This is a genomic window from Streptomyces mayonensis, from assembly GCF_018982965.1.
GTDB classification, from domain to species: domain Bacteria; phylum Actinomycetota; class Actinomycetes; order Streptomycetales; family Streptomycetaceae; genus Streptomyces; species Streptomyces mayonensis.
On sequence record NZ_JACBYP010000007.1, the window covers coordinates 106,327 to 125,994 of the forward strand.

At 70.1% G+C, this 19,668-nt stretch carries 14 protein-coding genes; 10 read left to right on the top strand and 4 right to left on the bottom strand.

The window, feature by feature from the left end; all coding sequences use genetic code 11:
* Positions 1 to 19 precede the first annotated feature (19 nt).
* The 4 genes from HZS56_RS04400 (at position 20) to HZS56_RS04415 (ending at position 5,133) form a co-directional block, all read left to right on the top strand.
* Positions 20 to 1,144 (top strand): CapA family protein, encoded by a 1,125-nt coding sequence (locus HZS56_RS04400; protein ID WP_308407992.1) that lies wholly within the window; start codon positions 20 to 22, stop codon positions 1,142 to 1,144.
* Positions 1,141 to 2,376 (top strand): dipeptidase, encoded by a 1,236-nt coding sequence (locus HZS56_RS04405; protein WP_216719333.1) that lies wholly within the window; start codon positions 1,141 to 1,143, stop codon positions 2,374 to 2,376. The genes HZS56_RS04400 and HZS56_RS04405 overlap by 4 nt, the downstream gene beginning before the upstream one ends.
* A gap of 17 nt (positions 2,377 to 2,393) precedes the next feature.
* Positions 2,394 to 3,560 (top strand): M20 family metallopeptidase, encoded by a 1,167-nt coding sequence (locus tag HZS56_RS04410; RefSeq protein WP_216719334.1) that lies wholly within the window; start codon positions 2,394 to 2,396, stop codon positions 3,558 to 3,560.
* A 247-nt stretch (positions 3,561 to 3,807) separates the two neighbouring features.
* Complete coding sequence (locus tag HZS56_RS04415; RefSeq protein ID WP_374201073.1) at positions 3,808 to 5,133, top strand: MFS transporter; 1,326 nt, start codon at positions 3,808 to 3,810, stop codon at positions 5,131 to 5,133.
* A gap of 326 nt (positions 5,134 to 5,459) precedes the next feature.
* On the opposite strand, the gene HZS56_RS04420 is transcribed toward HZS56_RS04415, so the two are convergent.
* Both HZS56_RS04420 and HZS56_RS04425 read right to left on the bottom strand, forming a co-directional pair.
* Positions 5,460 to 6,626 (bottom strand): acyl-CoA dehydrogenase family protein, encoded by a 1,167-nt coding sequence (locus HZS56_RS04420; RefSeq protein ID WP_216719335.1) that lies wholly within the window; start codon positions 6,624 to 6,626, stop codon positions 5,460 to 5,462.
* A 48-nt stretch (positions 6,627 to 6,674) separates the two neighbouring features.
* Positions 6,675 to 7,874: a CaiB/BaiF CoA transferase family protein gene (locus tag HZS56_RS04425; protein ID WP_216719336.1), complete on the bottom strand. Its 1,200-nt coding sequence runs from the start codon at positions 7,872 to 7,874 to the stop codon at positions 6,675 to 6,677.
* 128 nt (positions 7,875 to 8,002) lie between these two features.
* On the opposite strand from HZS56_RS04425, the gene HZS56_RS04430 reads away from it, so the two are divergent.
* The 4 genes from HZS56_RS04430 (at position 8,003) to HZS56_RS04445 (ending at position 11,838) form a co-directional block, all read left to right on the top strand.
* Positions 8,003 to 8,953 carry a LysR family transcriptional regulator gene (locus HZS56_RS04430; RefSeq protein WP_216719337.1) on the top strand — a complete coding sequence of 317 codons (951 nt, stop codon included), beginning with the start codon at positions 8,003 to 8,005 and terminating at the stop codon, positions 8,951 to 8,953.
* Between the two features lie 289 nt (positions 8,954 to 9,242).
* On the top strand, positions 9,243 to 10,130 hold the full coding sequence (locus HZS56_RS04435) for an HTD2 family dehydratase (RefSeq protein ID WP_216719338.1): 888 nt from the start codon (positions 9,243 to 9,245) through the stop codon (positions 10,128 to 10,130).
* Positions 10,127 to 10,954: an HpcH/HpaI aldolase/citrate lyase family protein gene (locus HZS56_RS04440; RefSeq protein WP_216719339.1), complete on the top strand. Its 828-nt coding sequence runs from the start codon at positions 10,127 to 10,129 to the stop codon at positions 10,952 to 10,954. Before HZS56_RS04435 ends, HZS56_RS04440 begins: the two co-directional genes overlap by 4 nt.
* Before the next feature lie 137 nt (positions 10,955 to 11,091).
* A complete protein-coding gene (locus HZS56_RS04445) occupies positions 11,092 to 11,838 on the top strand; it encodes an IclR family transcriptional regulator (RefSeq protein ID WP_253913707.1) in 747 nt (248 codons plus the stop codon).
* Between the two features lie 91 nt (positions 11,839 to 11,929).
* Here HZS56_RS04445 and HZS56_RS04450 read toward each other — a convergent pair whose 3' ends face one another.
* Entirely contained in the window at positions 11,930 to 12,724 is a 795-nt protein-coding gene (locus HZS56_RS04450; RefSeq protein ID WP_216719341.1) for an alpha/beta fold hydrolase, read from the bottom strand.
* Between the two features lie 473 nt (positions 12,725 to 13,197).
* The gene (locus HZS56_RS04455) at positions 13,198 to 14,403 is read right to left on the bottom strand and encodes a cytochrome P450 (RefSeq protein ID WP_216719342.1); all 1,206 of its coding nucleotides are present in this window, start codon (positions 14,401 to 14,403) and stop codon (positions 13,198 to 13,200) included.
* A gap of 428 nt (positions 14,404 to 14,831) precedes the next feature.
* On the opposite strand from HZS56_RS04455, the gene HZS56_RS04460 reads away from it, so the two are divergent.
* Together HZS56_RS04460 and HZS56_RS04465 are read left to right on the top strand one after the other, a co-directional pair.
* A complete protein-coding gene (locus HZS56_RS04460) occupies positions 14,832 to 15,983 on the top strand; it encodes a glycine amidinotransferase (protein WP_216719343.1) in 1,152 nt (383 codons plus the stop codon).
* A gap of 314 nt (positions 15,984 to 16,297) precedes the next feature.
* On the top strand, positions 16,298 to 19,668 hold a 3,371-nt coding region (locus HZS56_RS04465; protein WP_216719344.1), incomplete at its 3' end, for a type I polyketide synthase.

Genomic DNA, 19,668 nt, shown 5'->3' on the forward strand with positions numbered 1-19,668 from the left:
CGTCGTGGACTTGACCATCGTGGGAGATGTCGTCGTATCGGGGTTCCCTCGGCGTCGGCCTGTGGAGGGCGCCGGACCGGGTGACTCGGCGTTCGGCCTGCTGCGCGGCGGCGATCTGACCATCGGCAATCTGGAGGCTCCGCTCACGGACTCGGGGGAGCGGGCCGAGAAGCTGGTCGCCATGCGCACACCGAAGTCGGGTGCGGCAGAGCTTGCGGAGCTCGGCTTCGACCTGGTGTCGCTGGCCACGAACCATGCGCTCGACTACGGGGCGGCCGGCATGCGCGACACGGTGGACGCGCTGGACGGCGCCGGGGTCCTGCACGCGGGATTCGGGGAGTCGGTTGCCGAGGCGACGCGCCCTCGGGTGGTGTCCGTCGGTGACAGAAGCCTCGCCTTCTTCAGTTTCTGCTCGGCTCTTCCGCTGGGATACAACGCAACCGCCGAGCGGGCGGGCATCGGCGCGATCCGCGTGCGTCAGTCCTTCGAGTACGACAGCGGCTTCATGGACGAGACACCCGGCACCCCGCCCTTCGTGCACTCCAGTGCGCACGAACCGGACGTCCGGGCAGCCGAGAGCGTGATCCGGGAAGCCAGGGAGCGCAACGACGTCGTCGTCGTGGCACTGCACTGGGGTGTGCCGTTCTGTTACCTGCCTGATGCGCAGGGACCGCTGGCCCAGTACCAGCAGCCGCTTGCGCGGCGGCTGATCGACGCGGGGGCGGACCTCGTCATCGGGCACCATCCCCACTGCGTCCACCCCGTGGAGTTCTACGAGAACGGGCTGATCCTGTACTCGACAGGGAACTTCGTCTTCGACTGGTGCGACGGGTGGAGCCCGGATTCGATGGTCGCGAAGGAGGACGCACATCCTTCCGCGCCCTACCAGCCGGCTCTCATGAAGGGACCCTGGTACGAGGGAGCGGTGTTCCGTGTCCAACTGGGTGAGCCGGGTGGGCCCCGGCTCCGCCTCGACCCCGTGGAACTCGACTCGGACAGCCAGCCGATCATGCCGAGGCCCGAGGTGGCACGGTCGATCCTCGCCCGGTTCGCGGAGGCGTCGCGGGGGCTGGATCCGTCCGTCGTCGTGGATGCCGACGGATCCGTGCGACGCGAGGGTCGTCCGGAGGGGGAGTCGGTATGAGCAAGCCGGAAAGGTCCCCTTCGACGGCCAGTCCTGCCGCCGCACCAGCGGACTACGAGGCGTTTCCCTACGTACGGCGCGGTGTCGACTTCCCGTCCGTCGAGCTGTCCGACCCCCGGCACCGCCGGAGCCGGTTCACCCCCGGGCTGAACGCGGAGCAGACCGCGCGCGCCGAACGGCTGCTCGCGGAGAACGTGGTCATCAGCTTCCACGACCACCCGCAGTTGCTTCCCGCGGACATGGCGGACGCGCCCACGTATCTGCGGACCCCGCAGGTGTTCACGGCCTTCACCGAGCTGCGGAAGTCCGGTATGACGGCCGTCTTCGACAACTGGTTCGGCGTCCTCGGGACCACCTCCAAGTCCGGCTGGAAGTGGGACGATCTGATCACGGCGCTCGGCCTGCGCCTCGCGGACCTCGCCCACCAGGACAGCGCGGTGGTGGCACGCACCGTGCAGGACGTGCTCGACGCCAAGCGCGACGGCCACGTCGCCTTCGTCATGGGCACCGAGTCGGCGGGGCCGATCGAGAACGAGCTGGACCGTATCGATGTGCTCTACGGTCTGGGGGTCAGGCAGATGGGCCTGGTCTACTCGGACTCGAACACGCTCGGAGGCGGCCAGAAGGAACAGCGCGACGGTGGCCTGACGGTTTTCGGTCGCCGCGCGGTGGAGCGCATGAACGCGCTGGGCGTCCTCATCGACGTCTCGCACGCGGGTGACCGGACATCTCTGGACGCCATCGAGGCTTCCTCCAAGTCGGTCGCCATCACGCACGCCGGTGCTCGTTCGGTCTGGCCGACCCCGCGCATGAAGACCGACGAGGTGCTGAAGGCGTGCGCGGAGCGGGGCGGTGTGCTGGGCATCGAAGCCGCGCCGCACACGACGGTGTCGTACGACCACCGGGTTCACACGATCGACGCGGTGATGGACCACTTCACCTACGCGGTCGAACTGATGGGCATCGAGCACGTCGCCTTCGGCCCGGATTCACTCTACGGCGACCACGCCGGGTTCCATCAGGCCATCAGCGGAGGCCTCGGTCTCTCGGGGATGCTTGACCCGGGAGACGTCGCATACGAGCGCGTGACGCACGTCGACGGCATGGAGAACCCGAGCGAGAACTTCCGCAACATCACCGGCTGGCTCGTCAAGCACGGGTACAGCGACGGTGAGATCCAAGCCGTCCTCGGAGGGAACATCCTCCGCGTGCTGAACGAGGTGTGGCGATGACGGCAATGAGCGAACGCGTGACGCGTGAGTTCCGGAAGAACCTGGACTCGGTCACGGAACTCTCGCACGAAATCAACGCCCACCCGGAGCCGGCCTTCGAAGAGCACGACACGTCGGCACGCGTCGTCGCGGCCCTCGAGGCCGGTGGCGCCTTCGAGGTGGAGCGCGGGGTGGCCGGTCTGCCGACGGCGTTCGTCGCGACCGCGGGCTCCGGAGACTTCGTGTTCGGCATCTGTGCGGAGATGGACGCACTGCCCGGCATCGGCCACGGTTGCGGCCACAACACCATCGCCGCGTCGGCCGTGGGAGCCGCGCTCGCACTGGCCCCGTTCGTCGACGAACTGGGAATCACCCTGCGGGTGTTCGGCACGCCGGCCGAGGAGGACGGCACGGGCAAGGAGATCATGCTGCGGCGCGGTGTCTTCCGGGGGACCCACGCCGCCATGATGGTGCACCCTTCGCTGAGGAACGTCGTCGACCCGAAGTTCCGTGCTTCGCGGTCCTGGCGGATCACGTACACCGGCCGCGGCGGTCATGCGTCGCGGCCGTGGGACACCTTGAACGCCGCCGACTCGACGGTGGTGGCGCAGACCGCCATCGGTCTGCTGCGCCAGCAGCTCCGTGACGGCATCCTGGTGCACCACGTCGTGAAGGACCCCGGAGGGGCCGTCAACGTCGTCCCGGCGACCACCGTGATGGAGTGCATGATCCGCGCCGACACGATCGAAGAGGTCGACGAGGTGTGGGAGCGCGTGAAGCGGTGCTTCGAGGCCGGCGCCCTCGCGGCCGGAACCCGCGCGGAGATCGGACTGCTGCCGTCCCTGTACCGCGAGTTCCGGCACGACCAGGATCTCGCTCCGCTCTTCCAGTCCCACGCGGAAGCCGTCGGCCGGACGTTCCCGGAGTACCCGGACAAGCTGTTCGGTTCGACGGACATGGGCAACGTGTCGCTGGAGGTCCCCGCACTTCACCCCATGCTCTCGTTCGACGTTCCGCCGGGGGTCGGCACCCACACCGCCGACTTCGCCGTCGCCGCCGCCGGCCCGGAGGGGGACAAGTTCGTGCACGACGGCGGACTGGCGATGGCCCTCACGGTGGCGGACGTCGCGCGGTCCGAGCCGGTCCGCGCACGGCTGAAGGCCGAAGCCTCCAGGCTCGCCGCCGGTACGGAACTCGACCACTAGCCGGGCCCACAGGCAGCCCGGCGCTCACAGGACCGTCTGCTCGGCACCCGCCGCGGCGGTCGACCCCGGGCGGGGCTCACCCGCGAACGGCGGTGGGCCCTGCCCGGACTTCTCGTATCGCGCGCTCCGAGTGCAGGGGAATCCCCACTCGGTCATCCGCACCTTCCCGTCGCCCGGACAGCACCCTCTGCCCTTGGACGGCACGGGCATGCCGCAACACCGATCCCCATGAGAGGTCGTGACGCCAGTGATGCAGGAGACGCCCAGGACCGTAGTCGAATCGGAAACCGTCGGCACAGACAGTCCCGGGAGAAGACAGCGCAAGGCGATCATCGCCGGAAGCATAGGAAACGCCGTCGAGTTCGTCGACTGGGCGGTCTACTCAACCTTCTCGTCCGTCTTCGCGCACCAGTTCTTTCCGCCGGGCAACGACGCGGCGGCACTGTTGTCCACACTGGCGATCTTCGCCGTGGGATTCGCCATCCGGCCCGTGGGTGCCGCGGTCATGGGGGCGTACGCGGACCGGTACGGCCGCAAGAAGAGCCTGGTGCTCACGATCGGCCTGATGGCGGGGGCGACACTGGTGATCGGCCTCTCGCCCACGTACCAGCAGGTCGGGATCGTAGCCCCGGTCATCCTCGTGCTGGCACGGATGATCCAGGGATTCTCCGCCGGCGGAGAGTTCGGATCGGCTTCCGCGTTCCTCGTGGAGTCGGCTGCTCCCGGACGCCGGGCCTTTGCCGGCTCGTGGCAGCAGGTATCGGTGGGTGTCGGGATTCTCACCGCATCGGCACTGGGCGCGATCGTCACGACGGCGCTTCCCTCGGAAGCCGTCCAGAGCTGGGGCTGGCGGCTCGCGTTCGTGGTGGTCGCATCGCTGGGACTGGTCGGTCTCTGGGTGCGCCGGTCGGTGGAGGAAACCCCTTCGTTCCACCGCGGTGAATCCCGCAGCGCCGATTCCGGGGAACGCGGCAACGCGTTCGTGCAGATGATCCGGAAACACCCGAGAGCCACGCTGCGAGTGTTCGGTATCAATGTCGCAGGGGTGCTGCTCTACAACATGTGGGTCACCTACATGCCCACGTACGCGGCTGTCGCCACGGGCATTCCGCTGAACCAGGCCCTGATCGCCAACGTCGTCGGGATCATCCTGTACGTGGTGCTGCTGCCGTTCGCGGGTGCCCTCTCCGACAGGGTGGGCCGCAAGCCCACCATGGCGGCCTTCGCCGGTGGTTTCCTGCTCTTCGCCTGGCCGGCGTTCCAGATCCTCGACGGCAGCTTCTGGACCCTTCTCCTGGTGCAGGTCGTCGGCTTGGTGTTGCTCCTCGGGTACACGGGCAACGTGGCGGCGATCATGGCCGAGCAGTTTCCTCCGGAAGTGCGTGCGACCGGCATCGGCCTGCCGTACGCCGTCTCCGTCGCCCTCTTCGGTGGTACCACGCCGTACCTCGTGACGTGGCTGACCACCCACGGCCACACGAACTGGGTCGCGTTCTACTGCGCGACGACCGCCGTCATCGGGCTCGTGGTCTACCTGACCATGCCGGAGACGAAGAACAAGGTCGTCGACTGACGCCGATGACGCCGATCCCGCCACTGGACCTCTTGCGTCCTGTGCCGCGGAGGCGGAACGACGTGGTCGGCGCGGGCGGCGACATGGCGGAGCCCCTCGCCGCCGGTGCGGTGGTCTCACCCGTCACACCGGCGGCCGAGGGGCTGGGTGGCTGCGTGGCCGTCCCCGCAGCGGTCCACCTGCTCCCGACCCGCGATCACCCCGGTGGCGGCGTCGGAGAAGGCGGCCGACAGGGCCCCGACCGTGCCGTCGGCCGGGACGGGCCCGACGGCGACGCGTCCTTGCCGACCGCCTCGGCAAGGACGCACTTCAGGTGACGACGATCCTCAGGCCTCCAGGCCGCCCCGCTTGACGAGCTGGCTGGCGACGACGTTCCGCTGGATCTCGTTGGTGCCCTCGCCGACGATCATCAAGGGCGCGTCGCGGAAGTAGCGTTCGACGTCGAATTCGGTGGAGTAGCCGTAACCACCGTGCACACGGACGGCGTTGAGGGCGATCTGCATGGCGGTCTCGGAGGCGAACAGCTTCGCCATGCCGGCCTCCATGTCGACGCGCCGGCCGGCCTCGGCCTCCCGGGCCGCGTACAGGGTGAGCTGACGGGCCGCCGTCAGCGAAGTGGCCATGTCCGCCAGGTAGTTGCCGATCGACTGGTGCTTCCAGATCGGCTTGCCGAACGACTCGCGCTCCTGGGCATAGGCGAGGGAGTCCTCCAGCGCCGCGCGACCCACACCGAGCGCGCGGGCCGCGACCTGAAGACGGCCGGTCTCCAGCCCCTTCATCATCTGGGCAAAACCCTCGCCCTCGACTCCGCCGAGCAGGGCTTCCGCCGGGGCGCGGAAGTCGTCGAAGGACAGCTCGCAGCTCTCCACGCCCTTGTAGCCGAGCTTGGGCAGGTCCCGTGACACGGTCAGCCCCGGACCGTGTTCGACGAGCAGGATGGAGATGCCCCGGTGTGCCGGGCTCGCCGCGGGGTCGGTCTTGCACAGCAGCGCGATCACCTGCGAGCGGCGGGAGTTGGTGATCCAGGTCTTGGCCCCGTTGACGACGTAGCCGTCGGTGTCCTTGCGGGCGACCGTGTGGATGGCCTGCAGATCCGAGCCGCCGCCCGGCTCGGTCAGCGCCATGGTCGCCCGGATCTCACCGGTGGCCATCCCCGGAAGCCAGCGGCGCCTCTGTTCCTCGGTGCCGAAGTGCAGCAGAAGCTTGGCGACCACGGTGTGTCCGCCCATCGCGCCGGCCAGGCTCATCCAGCCGCGGGCCAACTCCTCGGTGATGAGGACGTAGCAGGGTGTGGAGACGGGAGTGCCGCCGTACTCCTCGGGTACCGCGAGACCGTAGATACCGAGCCGCTTCATCTGCTCGATGAGGGCCTCGGGGTAGGTGTTGGAGTGCTCAAGTTCCTGGACGACGGGCCTCACCTCCTTGTCGACGAAGTCCTGCACCGTCCTGACCATGAACTGTTCGTCGTCGGACAGGATGTCCAGAGTGCTCATGCTGTCGCGCTCCCTTCCAGAGCCACGGGGCTGATGTCGGCGGGTGGTTCAGATGACGTGCTCGGCACGCAGCCGGTCGATGGCGGCCGAGCCGTATCCCAGCCCGCTCAGGACGCCGGCGGTGTGTTCGCCCGCCGCGGGCACGGCGCCCATGCGCGGAAGGACGCCGGCCAGATCGGCCGGGGGCAGCAGAGCGGGCACGGTCACTCCGCCGGGGAGCCGCACATCCCGCCAGCGGTCACGTTCTTCCAGTACGGGATGGGCCAGGAGGTCCTCGATGTCGTTGACGCCGGCATTGGCGATGCCCGTCCGGTCCAGGAGTTCCATGGCTTCCGCGCTGCTCAGCTCGGTGAAGCGGGCGGCCAGGATCGCGTTCAGTTCCGCCCGGTGAGCCACCCGGTCGGACGTGGAGGCGAAGCGCTCGTCCGCGACCAGCTCGGGGCGGTGCAGGAAGCGCTCGCACAGCGCAGCCCACTCGCGCTCGTTCTGGACGCTGAGCAGTACGTCCTTGCCGTCGGCAGCCGTGTAGGCGCCGTAGGGGGCGATGGTGGCGTGTTGCGTGCCGACGCGGGGAGGCTGGGTGCCGCCGAAGCGGGTGTAGTAGGCGGGCTGGCTGACCCACTCGGCCAGTGCTTCGAACAACGACACCTCGACCGCTCCCGCGACCCCTGTGGTCGCTCGCTTGAGCAGGGCGGCGAGGATGCCCGAGTAGGCGTACATGCCGGCGGCGATGTCGGCGATCGACACCCCGACCCGGGCGGAGCCGTGTTCGTTCCCGGTGAGCGAGACCAGGCCCGTCTGGCACTGCACCAGCATGTCGTAGGCCTTGCGGTCGGCCCACGGACCGCTGGTTCCGTAACCGGAGACCGAGCAGGGGATGAGCGAGGGGAAGCGCTCGGCCAGGTCCTGGACGCCCAGGCCCATCCGGCCGGCCGCGCCGGGAGCGAGGTTCTGCACGAACACGTCTGCTTCCGCGAGCAGCTGCTCCAGGATCTCCCGGCCCGCGTCCGATTTGAGGTCCAGCGTCACGGATTCCTTGGACCGGTTGAGCCATACGAAGTAGCTGGACTCGCCGTGCACCGCGGTGTCGTAGCGGCGAGCGAAGTCACCACCGCCCGGCCGCTCCACCTTGATGACGCGGGCGCCGAGGTCGGCCAGTTGGCGGGTGGCGAACGGAGCGGCCACCGCCTGCTCGATGCTGACGACGGTGATGCCGCTCAGCGGCAGGTCTTCGGGGTGCTCGGTCATGAGTGACTCCAAGAAGGTGCAATCCCTGCATCGAACTTCCATCATGAATACTCATGAGCCGGCAAAGGAAATAGCAATCACTGATGGGCCCATGCAGGCATGGGATACCCGTCCGAAAGGCAGGCGTCATGGACGTCAAGCAGCTCAAGGCGATCGTCACGGTGGCCGAGGTCGGCAGCGTGACGCGGGCTGCGGAGCTGCTGCACCTGGTGCAGCCCGCCGTCACCCGGCAGATCCGCACCCTGGAGCAGGAGCTCGGCGTTCCACTCTTCGAGCGGACCTCGCAGGGTATGCGCCCCACCGTTGAGGGAGCCATCATGGTGGACCGCGCGAGGCGCGCGCTGGGTGAGCTGGAGCGAGCGCGCGCCGAGGTACGGCCGACCCCGGGCGTGGTGGCCGGCATCGTCACGGTCGGCCTGCTGGAGAGCACCAGCGATCTGCTCGCCGGGCCGCTGGTGTCGGCGGTCGCACGCCACCACCCCGGTGTTCAGCTACGGCTGATGACCGCGTACTCAGGTCACCTGCAGCAGTGGCTCGACGACGGGGACCTCGATCTGACGCTGCTGTACAACCTGGACAGCACCCCCTCGCTCAGCGCCCGCCCTCTTGTGCGCGAGCGCCTGTGGGCCGTTGCTCCGGCCTCAGCCGGCCTGCGCGCCGACCGTCCCGTGCCGTTCGAGGAGGCGGCCCGGCATCCGCTGGTGATGCCCACCTCGGGGCACGCACTGCGCAGTCTGATCGATGCGGCGGTGGTACGAGCGGGAGTTGCCCTGGACGTCGCCGTGCAGGGCAACTCCATGCGCCTGCAGAAGCAACTCGTCCTCGCCGGGCGGGGCTGGACGGTGCTGCCCGGCCTGGGGATCGCCGAGGACGTCGCGCAGGGCACGATCAGTGCCGCACCGTTGAGTGAACCTGACGTGTGGCGTTCGATCGTCCTCGGCACACCGAGGTCCGGGCGCACACCGCCCGCGGTGGACGTCGTCGCGCGGGAGTTGGTCCGGCAGGTCGACCTGGCGGTGAGTCAGGGAAGATGGCCCTCCGCCATCCTGGAGACCGACGGTCCCGCAGAACGTGCCTGACCCTTCCCACACCCGTTCTCCCGTGCCGGGCCGCCCTCGCTGCGCGCGACTCCCGGCGGGTGCGGGCCTTCCGTCCGACGCCCTTGTCGGCGCCGCCGACTGCCGGACCGGGCACGGAGCACTGCCGGCCATGTCGGTACGGCATGGCCGCATCACAGGTTTCTATTGCCCAATCCGCCCCATCACAGTCAATGATGAGTGCGGGACAGCAGGTCCGCGCCACCTCCCCGCCCCGGCGTGGCTGCTTCCCCGCAACCGAACCGTTCTCATCCGCCCCTGGAGGTCGACGATGCCCCCCGCTCCCAGTGACCTGTCCGGGACAGCCGCGCTCGACTCGTACCTGGAGTCATGGGCTCCTGCACCGGTCGGGGACGAGGATCCGCTGCACGCCGGCCCGGTGGCGGCGCTGTCGGCCGTTCTCGACCTGCCCGGCAGTGCCGCGGAGGCGGGGGACCCGATACCGCCGATGTGGCACTGGCTGTACTTCCTGAACTGGCCGGCGCACGGCGAGCTCGGCGTCGACGGTCACCCGGTCCATGGGCGCTTCCTGCCGCCCCTGCCTGATCGGCAGCGCATGTGGGCCGGCGGCCGCTGCCAGATCACCGAACCGCTCCGCCTCGGTGAACCCGCCGAACGTGTCAGCAGCCTGCGCTCGGTCGCCTCCAAGCACGGACGCACCGGGGCACTCCTCTTCGTCACCGAGCGTCGTGAGTTCCGGCAAGGCGGCCGTACCTGTCTCGTCGAAGAACAGGACATCGTCTACCGGTCGGGGCGCGGCCCGGCACAGCGCCACGGCGAACTCGGCGATTCGGATCTTCCCCGGACCGACTCGCCCTGGCAGCTTCCCCTCCGCCCCGACCCGACACTGCTGTTCCGCTTCAGTGCCCTGACGGCGAATGCACACCGCATTCACTACGACGCTCCGTACTGCTGGGACGACGAGGGCTACCCCGGCCTCGTCGTCCACGGTCCCCTGCTCGTCCTGCTCATGCTCGAACTGCCTCGCCGCCACGCGCCGGGAAAGCACGTGCGCTCCCTGTCCTACCGGATCCGGCGACCAGTGTTCGCCGGTGAGTGCCTCTCGGCCTGCGGCACTCCGGCCGGAGGCGACGCCCGGCTGTCCATCGCCACCGGCCGGGAGGCGGAGCACGCCACGGCGGAGGTGACCTTCGGATGACCGCCCCGCGCAACCGCGTCGCCACAGCCAGAAGCCTGCTGTTCGTGCCGGGAGACCGGCCCGACCGTTTCGACAAGGCAGCCGCCTCCGGGGCCGACCTGGTCGTCATCGACCTCGAAGACGCCGTGGCCGCCGAGAACAAGGAGCGCGCACGCGAGAGCGCCGCGGCCTGGCTGGCACTCGGCAACCGGGCTGCCGTGCGCATCAACGCACCGGGAACACCGTGGTCGGAAGCGGACCTCGCGATGGCTGCCGAACACGGCAGCCCGCTCGTGGTGCCCAAAGCCGAAGACCCGGTCGTCCTTGCGGAACTCGCCGCCCGTACCGCCGGCCGGTGCGACCTCGTCGCACTCGTCGAGACGGCTCTCGGAGTGGAGCGCGCCCACGAGGTCTGTGCCACCTCCGGCGTGGTGCGAGCCGCCTTCGGCAACGTTGACCTGGCGGCACAGCTCGGCGTTGCCCATGATGACCACACGGCACTGGCCCACGCCCGCCGGCGGCTGGTCGTCGCCTCAGCCGCAGCGGGGATCGCTCCACCGGTCGAGGGGGTCACCACCGCCGTACGCGACACCGGCGTGCTGCGCGCCGACATCGCCCACGGACGACGGCTGGGCTTTACCGGCAAACTCTGCATTCATCCCGACCAACTTCCAGCCGTAGCAGAAGGGTTCGCGCCTTCAGCGCGGGAACTGCAGTGGGCACGCTCGGTCCTGGGCGCGGGAGAGTCCGTCACCACGATGGACGGCCACATGATCGACAAGCCGATGCTGGAACGAGCGCGGCGCATTCTGGCGGCGCCCCATGCACCGCACACCGAAACCTGACACCCTCGAGGTCCAGTCCAACTGTGCCGCAATGTGGCATGGTTGTGCGCAATGTGGTACGGTCACTTCTTGTGCGCAGAGGGGATTCGGCCGATGAAACGGCCAGGCAAGAGGGACCGAACGGCGGCACTCGCTCGATGAACAGCGTGCTGAACACGCTGCGTGTCTTCGAAGAGGTCGCCATGCGGCAGCCGATCGGCGTGTCGGAGCTGTCCCGTCTGACGCGCATCCCGAAGAGCTCCGTACAGCGGAGCCTGGTGACCCTCCGGCAGGCCGGCTGGCTCAGAGTGGTGGAACCCGAGCATACGCGGTGGGGTCTGACCATGAAAGCGCTCGTCCTCGGGCTGCGCGGTACCGGTGAGCACGACCTGCGGGAACTGACGGGGCCGGTTGTCAAGCGCCTTGCCGCCGAGACGAACGAAACCGTCCTGCTCGGTCTGCGCGACGGCGACGACTTGCTCATCATCGCGAGAGAAGACAGTACGCAGCTCGTCCGGGTCTTCATGGACCTTGGTACGCGTGTTCCGCTTCGTGCCAGTTCGGGAGGCGTTGCGATCATTTCGCGGCTCGAAGCGGACGAAATCGATCAATTGCTTGAGTATGAACTTGCCCGGTTCGCCGACACGCCCATGCCGACCTCCGGAGAACTGCGAAAAGAGATCGCTCGGACCGCTGAGCGGGGATATGCGCTGGACATGTCGTCGTGGTACCGCCCGCACGTCTCCTCCATCGGTGCGGCAGTCACGAACTCCGCGGGACGACCTGTCGCGGCAGTCACACTGGCCGTTCCGGACATGCGTTACGGCCGCTCGCAGGAGAAGAAGTTCGCGCAGCTGGTCGTCACGGCAGCGGACGAGATCAGTCGTCTGATCTCGTCCGGCTGAGCGGGCAGGGCGGAAACCGCTTCCGCATACGGGTTGTCGGAAGTCGCGGCCTTTCCTCGCCCACGCAGACAACGGCGGCTCCCGGAGTCGTCTAGGCGCTCATGATGCCGGCGATGAGCCGGGCCGTCTCTTCGGGTGATTCCCTGTGGAAATGATGACTCCCCAGCTCTGTGAGCACGATGTCGACGCGGTCTGCGAGCCGGTCGAGAGCCTCTTGTGTGGCCAGGTCTCGCACTGCCAACACCGTGATCGGCTGCTTCACCGCTTCCAGGGCTTCTTCCATGTCCCATGCGACCAGGCCCTCGAAGGCGCGCGTGCCGGCCGGTTGCCGCACGGTCACCATTTTCTCGAAGTACGAGCTCTTGAGAGCCGGATCGGTGCCCGTCGGCGAGCCCGACTCGACCATGTTCCGCACCGTCCCGACGAAGTCGTCACGAACGGCCCGCACCATCTCTTCGGCCTGCTGTCGCTCCAGAGTCCCGAACAGGAACAGATAGTGCAGCGCGTCGAGGGCGATGATGCGACCGACCGTGTCGGGAAGCAGCCGGCCGACTTCGACGGCGACTGCGCCGCCGAGGGAATGGCCCACCACGGTGCACTCGCCTACTGATTCGGCCTCGACCACCGCGGCGACGTCGCGAGCGAACTCCGCCATCGTCCAGACGTCCCGCGCCGAGTGGGACTCGCCGTGCTCGGCGAGGTCGACGGCGATCACCCGGTGGCCATCGGGGAGGCGGCCGGTCAACTCGTCGTAGTCCCTGCGGTCGCAGGCCCACCCGTGGATGAGGACCACGGTCGGCCCGTCTGCCGGACCGCTGACCGTGTATCGAATGATCGTGTCCTCCGCGCGCCCGACCTCGCGGTCCTCCGTGGTTCTTGTCGCCATCTGGCTGCTCCTGTGCCGCGATCCGGTATAGCGTGTCACGCAATAGCACAACGCTATGCGTGCTCTCCGGACCCTGTCAATGAACCGCTGTCATCCTGTGCTGCTCGAGTGGAAGGCCTGGTCAGCCCATTGACGACAGGACGGGCGCCTCGTCGTCGGCGGGGTGCTCCCCTCCGGGCCCCGGGAACCCAGGAGGCCCTGCGTGGCTGGGCCCGCGAGGACGAAGCGGAGTGGAACGCGGGCGAACGAGATCGCCGCCGGCGAGCGGATGGACCCGGGGGCGCGCTGAACGCTCGGCAGCTCCGAACGCGGGCCCGCGAATCCCGTACGTCGGCAGAGGCAGGCCCTGGCGGTCGACGACGAGGCGGATCTTCGAACCCTCTTGCCGCGGTCGGTCCGATTCGGTCCCGTCGGCTGCCCCCTTCGAGGGCCCGGACACCTACCGAAACGGCGTCTGACTCGGTCCTCCTGGTTCACGCGTCCCACGTGACCGGAAGGCTCTTCACCCCGTGGATGTCGGACAGCTCCGTGCGCATGACGATGTCCCCGGCCGGGACCGCGAGCCGCAGCGAGGGGAAGCGGCCGATCAGCGCGGGGAAACCGACGCGCATCTCGACACGCGCCAGTTGCTGGCCCAGACACTGGTGGATGCCGTGCCCGAAGGCCACATGCCCGCCGTCCTGCCGCCGGAAGTCGAGCACGTGCGGGTCGGTGAAACGCTCGGGGTCCCGGTTCGCGGTGTTGTAGGACAGGATGAGCGACGAGCCGGCCCTGACGGTACGGCCGCCGAGGCGGACGTCCTCCAGTGCCGTCCGCATGAAGGTCTTGCCGACGCTGAGATAGCGCAGCAGCTCCTCCACGGCCCGGTCGATGAGCCCGGGTTCGGCGCGGAGCGCGGCGAGCTGCTCGGGGTGGCGCAGCAGTGCGAAGGTGCCGAGCGCCAGCATGTTCGCCGTGGTGTCGAGGCCGGCCGCGAGCAGCACCAGGGCCATGCCCTGCAGCTCCTCGTCCGTGAGGTCGCTGTCGGTCAGCTCGCTGAGCACGTCGTCGGTGGGCTGCGCGCGTTTGGCGGCCACCAGCTCGCCCAGGCGGTCCCGGGTCGCGGTGTAGGCGGCGGCCGCGTCCTCGTCCTGCGCCTCGGCGTCCATGAACGACTCGAACTGCGCCTGGAAGGAGGGCCGGTCGGCGGCGGGAACGCCCAGCAGCTCGCAGATCACCATGGCCGGGACGGGCTTGGCGAACGCGCTCACGAGATCCGCGGGAGGGCCCGACTCCTCCATCGCGTCCAGGTGCTCGGCGGTGATCTGCTCCACGCGCTCGGTGAGCAGCCGCATCCGGCGCACGGTGAACTTGCCCATCAGGGGCTTCCGGTAGCGGCTGTGCTCGGGGTCGTCCATGAGGAGGAACTCGCCCGGCGGCACCGGCGGCAGCTGCAACCCGCCGTAGTCGACGGTCGGATGGCGCATGTACTCCCGCCGCGAACTGAACCGCGGGTCCGACAGCACCGACTTGATCAGGTCGTATCCCGTGACCAGCCAGCCGACGTGCCCGCCGGGGAAGGTGTAGCTGCTGAGCGGACCGTGCCGACGGGCTTCGAGCAGCTCCGCCGGGGGGTCGAAGGGGCAGCCCGGCCGCCGCGCGGCCGGCAGTGTGGAGACGGTGTGCAACGGGTCACCCATGACCCTTCCTCATCTCGCGAGAGTACGAATTCGACAAGGCCCGAAAGGCGCGCCTGGCGGGGAACGCTCGGCAACGTGGGGAATGTGCGGAAACAGCGGAGGCGGTGCCCGACGTCCGGCAGGTGCGACGGGAAGAAAGAACCGCACGCCTTTCTACCCGGCGGGCAGCAGACATGTCCACCCCGCCCCTTGCCCTTCTCCGACGCGGCCTCGGGGAATACGCCGCAACTCCGCACCACCTGCCGAATGCCTTTCGTACCGGGCGGCGGGTGAAGACGAAAGGGCAATCGGTGCCGTAACGGCGGAGCTCGCCGATGCCCGCAGGGGGCGGAGTCCGGTGAGGATGTCGAGTGCTCTGCGGAGTTCGCGACCGGCCTGCCCCCCGGCGGGAAACCGGCAGGCCCCCCGACGAGTAGGCGGTTCACTGCATGCTTCTGAACAGTTTTGACGAGTGGTCGCGACTGCGTGAGGTCGTCGTCGGATCCGCGGAGAACTACGTCTCGCACGAGCGGGAGCTCTCGTTCGACCTGTTCTTCCACGACAACCTCGCTCAGGACAACCCGAGCCGTTCCGAGTGGTACTACCCGCGGCTGTCCGCACGGAGCGAGCCGACCGACCGGCGGCGGCTGCCGGTGGCACAGCGCTACGTCGACGAACTGAACGAGGATCTGGAGGGGCTGGCCGACACCCTGCGCGACCTCGGCGTCACCGTCCACCGCCCCCGCGCGCTGCCGGCCGGGACCGCCGAGGTCACCACCCCGGCCTGGTCCGCCTCCGTCGTGCCGCCGCTCAACATCCGCGACAACACGCTCGTCCTCGGCGACGAGATCATCGAGACACCGCCGATGATCCGCTCCCGGTACTTCGAGACCCAGCTCCTGAAACCGCTGTTCCAGGAGTACTTCCGCAACGGCTGCCGCTGGACCGTCATGCCCCGTCCGCTGATGACCGACGCGTCCTTCGACCTGTCCTACGTACGGACCGCCACCGCCGGCGGACCGACCGAGCCCGTCGAGGAACCCCGGCCGTCGCCCTACGACGTCGGACTGGAGATGATGTTCGACGCGGCCCAGTGCCTCCGGCTCGGCCGGGACATCGTCGCCAACGTCTCGACCGAGAACCACGAACTCGGGGTCGCCTGGCTGGAGCGCCACCTCGAAGGGCGCTTCCGCGTCCACCGGGTCCACCGGCTGAGCGACAGCCACATCGACAGCATGGTGCTCGCCCTGCGTCCCGGCCTGCTGCTGGTCCGCTCGGAGACGGTCGTCGAGGCCCTTCCGCCCGCCCTGCGCCGGTGGGACCGGATCGTCGCCCCCACTCCCACGGAGAACAACTTCCCGCGCTACGACGACGACGCGCTCATCCTGACCAGTCCCTTCATCGACCTGAACGTGCTGTCCGTCGATCCGGAGACCGTCCTGGTCAACGAGGCGAGCCCGGAGCTGGTCCGGACCCTGGAGGACGCGAAGTTCACCGTCGTGCCGGTACGGCACCGGCACCGGCGCCTCTTCGGCGGCGGGTTCCACTGCTTCACCCTCGACACCGTGCGGGACGGCGGGGCCGAGGACTACCTCGAATGAGCGGGCCGCAGTGCCCGACGGCATTTCCGTCCCGCCCGGGGACGTGACCGTGGAGACGTAACGGTGGAGTTCGCCGATGGTGCCGTGCCCGCCGGGTGAAACCGTATGACGGAGCGCCGCACATACCACCTCCGGCATTCGAATCCGGCGAAATTCGGTTACCGGTATTCATCCCGTTCCTTCGCTCCTGATTCCTCCACACCCTCTCGTGCTCTCGTGCGGGAACCGGAGGCCCGGGAAATCCAGGGAGCGGGGCGTCCGGGAAGTCCGGGGAGTCCAGGAAATCCATCCAGGAAATCTAGGGAGTCGCATTCATGAGGGCAGCGGACGGCCGGGACTCGGCGCTCGCCATCGTCGGGGTCTCCTGCCGTTTCGCCGGGGCGGAGAACCCGGACGAGCTGTGGCGGCTGCTGGAATCGGGCGGCAGCGGCGTCGGCGAGGTCCCGCCCGGTCGCTGGACGGGAGCCGCCGCGGAGCACACCCCCCGCACCGGTGGCTACCTGGAGCACGTCGACCGGTTCGACGCCTCGTTCTTCGGGATCTCACCGCGCGAGGCCCCGTTCGTCGACCCGCAGCAGCGGCTCGCCCTCGAACTGGGCTGGGAGGCGCTGGAGGACGCCCGGATCACACCGGACCGGGTACGCGGGACCCGGCTCGGCACGTTCGTCGGCGTCACCGGCGACGACTACGCCCAACTCCTGTCCCCGCACGCCCAGACACTCGCCACGCAGCACGCGCTGACCGGCGTGCAGCGCGGCGTCCTCGCCAACCGGCTGGCCGCCTTCCTCGGCGCCCGCGGACCGAGCATCACCGTCGACTCCGCGCAGTCCTCCTCCCTGGTGGCACTCCATCTCGCGGGCGCGAGCCTGCGCGCGGGCGAGTCCGACGCCGCCCTGGTCTGCGGGGTCAACCTCCACCTGCTGCCGCAGAGCGTGCTGCTGGCCGCCCGCCTGGGCGCGCTGTCCACCCTCGGCCGCTGCTTCACCTTCGACGAGCGTGCCGACGGCTACGTACCGGGCGAGGGCGGTGGTGCCGTCGTCCTGAAGCGCCTCCGCACCGCACTCGCCGACGGCGACCGCATCCTGTGCCTGGTCCGGGGCAGCGCGACCAACAACGACCCGGCCGGCGCGACCCTGACGGCGCCGACCGCCGAGGCCCAGACCGACGTCCTCACCTCCGCCTACCGCAGCGCCGGCATCGCACCCGAGGCCGTCGGCTACGTCGAACTCCACGGCACCGGCACCCCCACCGGGGACCCCGTCGAGGCCGCCGCGCTGGGCGAGGCTCTCGGCCGCCACCGCCCCGCCGGCCGGCCCCTCGCCGTCGGCTCGGTGAAGACCAACATCGGACACCTCGGGGGCGCCGCCGGAATCGCCGGCCTCATCAAGGTCGTCCTCTCCCTCAAGCACCGTCGGCTGCCCCCCAGCCTCAACTTCGAGACCCCCAACCCACGCATCCCCCTCGACGACCTCAACCTCCGCGTGCAGCGGGACGCGGGGCCGTGGCCCGAAGAGACCGCGGGGCCGGGAGACCCGGCCGGTGAACTCGTCGCCGGGGTCAGCTCCTTCGGCATGGGCGGCACCAACTGCCATGTCGTCCTGTCCGACTGGCACCTCCGCCCGCCGGCCCCCGCCGCACCGGCGGCGGCACCGTCCGAAGTGCCGTGGCTGCTGTCCGCGCGCACCGACGCCGCCCTGCGTGACGCCGCCTCCCGGCTGGCGGGCAGCGGCGCGGCCGACGGCACGGCGGCGTCGGCGGCGGACGTCGCGTGGTCCCTGGCCTCGACGCGCAAGGGCTTCGAACGGCGGGCGGCCGTCGTGGCGGCCTCGCACGAGGACCTGCTCGCCGGAGTACGCGGACTCGCCGACGGCACCCCCGCTCCCGACGTCCTGCTGTCCGGCCCGGCGGCCCCGGGCGAGGTCGCCGTGGTGTTCTCGGGCGGGGCGCCGAAGGCCGGCGGCGCGGGCGCGGTCCTGTCCGTCTTCCCGGTATTCGCCGAGGCGTTCGCGGAGGTGTGCGAGGTCTTCGACGAGGTGGCCGGCGAGATCGCCGACATGCTCGGACTGCCGGAGCGGGCGCGCACACGACTGGGGCTGGAGCACGGAACGTTCGGCGCGGGGCTGCGTCGGGCCATGACCGCGCAGGCCGACGACGCGGAGACCGGCACCCGGGAGCCGGAGCCGCAGGACGACGGCAGGGACCAGGCCGGCGCCTTCGCGTTCGGCGTGGCCGCGTGGCGGCTGCTGACGTCGTGGGGACTTCGGCCGACGACCGTGGCCGGACACGCGGTGGGCGAGCTGACGGCCGCCCACGCAGCGGGCGTGTGGTCGCTGCGGGACGCGGCGCGCACGGCGCTGGCACGTGGCTGGCTGGGCGAGACCTCACCGGCCGAGGGGACGCGGACCTACCGCAGGGTGCTGTCCACGATCGAGTCCGGCGCCCCCCGGCTCGCCGTGGCCTCGACGATGCTGGGCGGGACGGTGGAGCCCGCACTCCTCCAGGACCCCGCGCACTGGCTGCGGCAGGCGGAGGAGACCGGACCGCCCGCCGACGGCCTGGCGCTGGTGCGCGACAGCGGCCTGCCTGCCTTCGTGGAGGCGGGCCCCGACGCGGCTCTCACCGTCCTGGCCGCACGCGGGGACGCCACAGCCGCCGCCCTCGTCCCGCTGGTCGCGGAGACCGAGGACCGCGTGCCGGTCAGGTCGCTGGCGAGGCTGTGGGTGGCGGGCGCCGACGTCGACTGGACCCCGCTGCTGGGCGGCGCCGGAGTGGTCGACCTGCCGACCTACCCCTTCCAGCGCCGCCGGCACTGGCTCGACACGGGACCCGCGCCGGCCGCCACGGAAGCACCCGCCCCCGACGGCACGGACGCCGTCGCCGTACCCGCCGTGCCCGCCGCGGACCCCGCGCACCCCGGGCGCGAGGCCGTGGCCGCGCTGAGCGGGCTCACCGGACCGAAACGGACGGCGGCCCTGCGCGCGTTCGTGTGCGAGCAGGCGGCCGCCGTCATGCGGGACACGGGACCGGTCGACCCGGCGCGCACGTTCAAGGACCTCGGCTTCGATTCCGTCATGATCGAGGAACTCGGCAGGACCCTCGCGGCGTCCACGGGACTGCCCGTCAGGGCGAGCACGGTCTTCGACCACCCCACGCCCCAGGCACTGGCAGCGCACATCGACGCCGCGCTCACCGCCGCCGACCGGGAGACCGGCCCGCAGAACGGGGCCCCGGCGAGCCACACCCTCCCGAAGCCCGCCACCGGACTGGCCACCCGCTCGCAGACACCGCACGGGACGACCACGGACCCGGACCACCAGCACCCCACGACACCCGCCGCTCCGCCGGACGACGGCACGACCGGCCCGGCACCCGAGCAGGACGCGAGTCCGGCGCGTACCGACGACGAACCCGTGGCCGTGGTCGGCGTGGCCTGCCGCTACCCCGGCGGAGTCGCCTCGGCGGACGACCTGTGGCGTCTCGTCGCCGACGGCACGGCCGTCCCGACGACCTGGCCCGCGGACCGCGGCTGGGCACCGCGGGGAACGGACGGGCGGGAAAGCGCCGCCGGTGGCGGTTTCCTCGACGGAGCGGCGGACTTCGACGCGGAGTTCTTCGGGATCTCGCCGCGTGAGGCGCTGGCGATGGACCCGCAGCAGCGGCTGCTCCTCGAGACCTCCTGGGAAGC

Coding starts and splice junctions, on each gene's coding strand:
- HZS56_RS04450 (WP_216719341.1), bottom strand. CDS start 12,724: ATGGCGACAAGAACCACGGAGGACCGCGAGGTCGGGCGCGCGGAGGAC.
- HZS56_RS04425 (WP_216719336.1), bottom strand. CDS start 7,874: ATGACCGAGCACCCCGAAGACCTGCCGCTGAGCGGCATCACCGTCGTC.
- HZS56_RS04460 (WP_216719343.1), top strand. CDS start 14,832: ATGCTTCTGAACAGTTTTGACGAGTGGTCGCGACTGCGTGAGGTCGTC.
- HZS56_RS04430 (WP_216719337.1), top strand. CDS start 8,003: ATGGACGTCAAGCAGCTCAAGGCGATCGTCACGGTGGCCGAGGTCGGC.
- HZS56_RS04455 (WP_216719342.1), bottom strand. CDS start 14,403: ATGGGTGACCCGTTGCACACCGTCTCCACACTGCCGGCCGCGCGGCGG.
- HZS56_RS04435 (WP_216719338.1), top strand. CDS start 9,243: ATGCCCCCCGCTCCCAGTGACCTGTCCGGGACAGCCGCGCTCGACTCG.
- HZS56_RS04445 (WP_253913707.1), top strand. CDS start 11,092: ATGAACAGCGTGCTGAACACGCTGCGTGTCTTCGAAGAGGTCGCCATG.
- HZS56_RS04440 (WP_216719339.1), top strand. CDS start 10,127: ATGACCGCCCCGCGCAACCGCGTCGCCACAGCCAGAAGCCTGCTGTTC.
- HZS56_RS04405 (WP_216719333.1), top strand. CDS start 1,141: ATGAGCAAGCCGGAAAGGTCCCCTTCGACGGCCAGTCCTGCCGCCGCA.
- HZS56_RS04420 (WP_216719335.1), bottom strand. CDS start 6,626: ATGAGCACTCTGGACATCCTGTCCGACGACGAACAGTTCATGGTCAGG.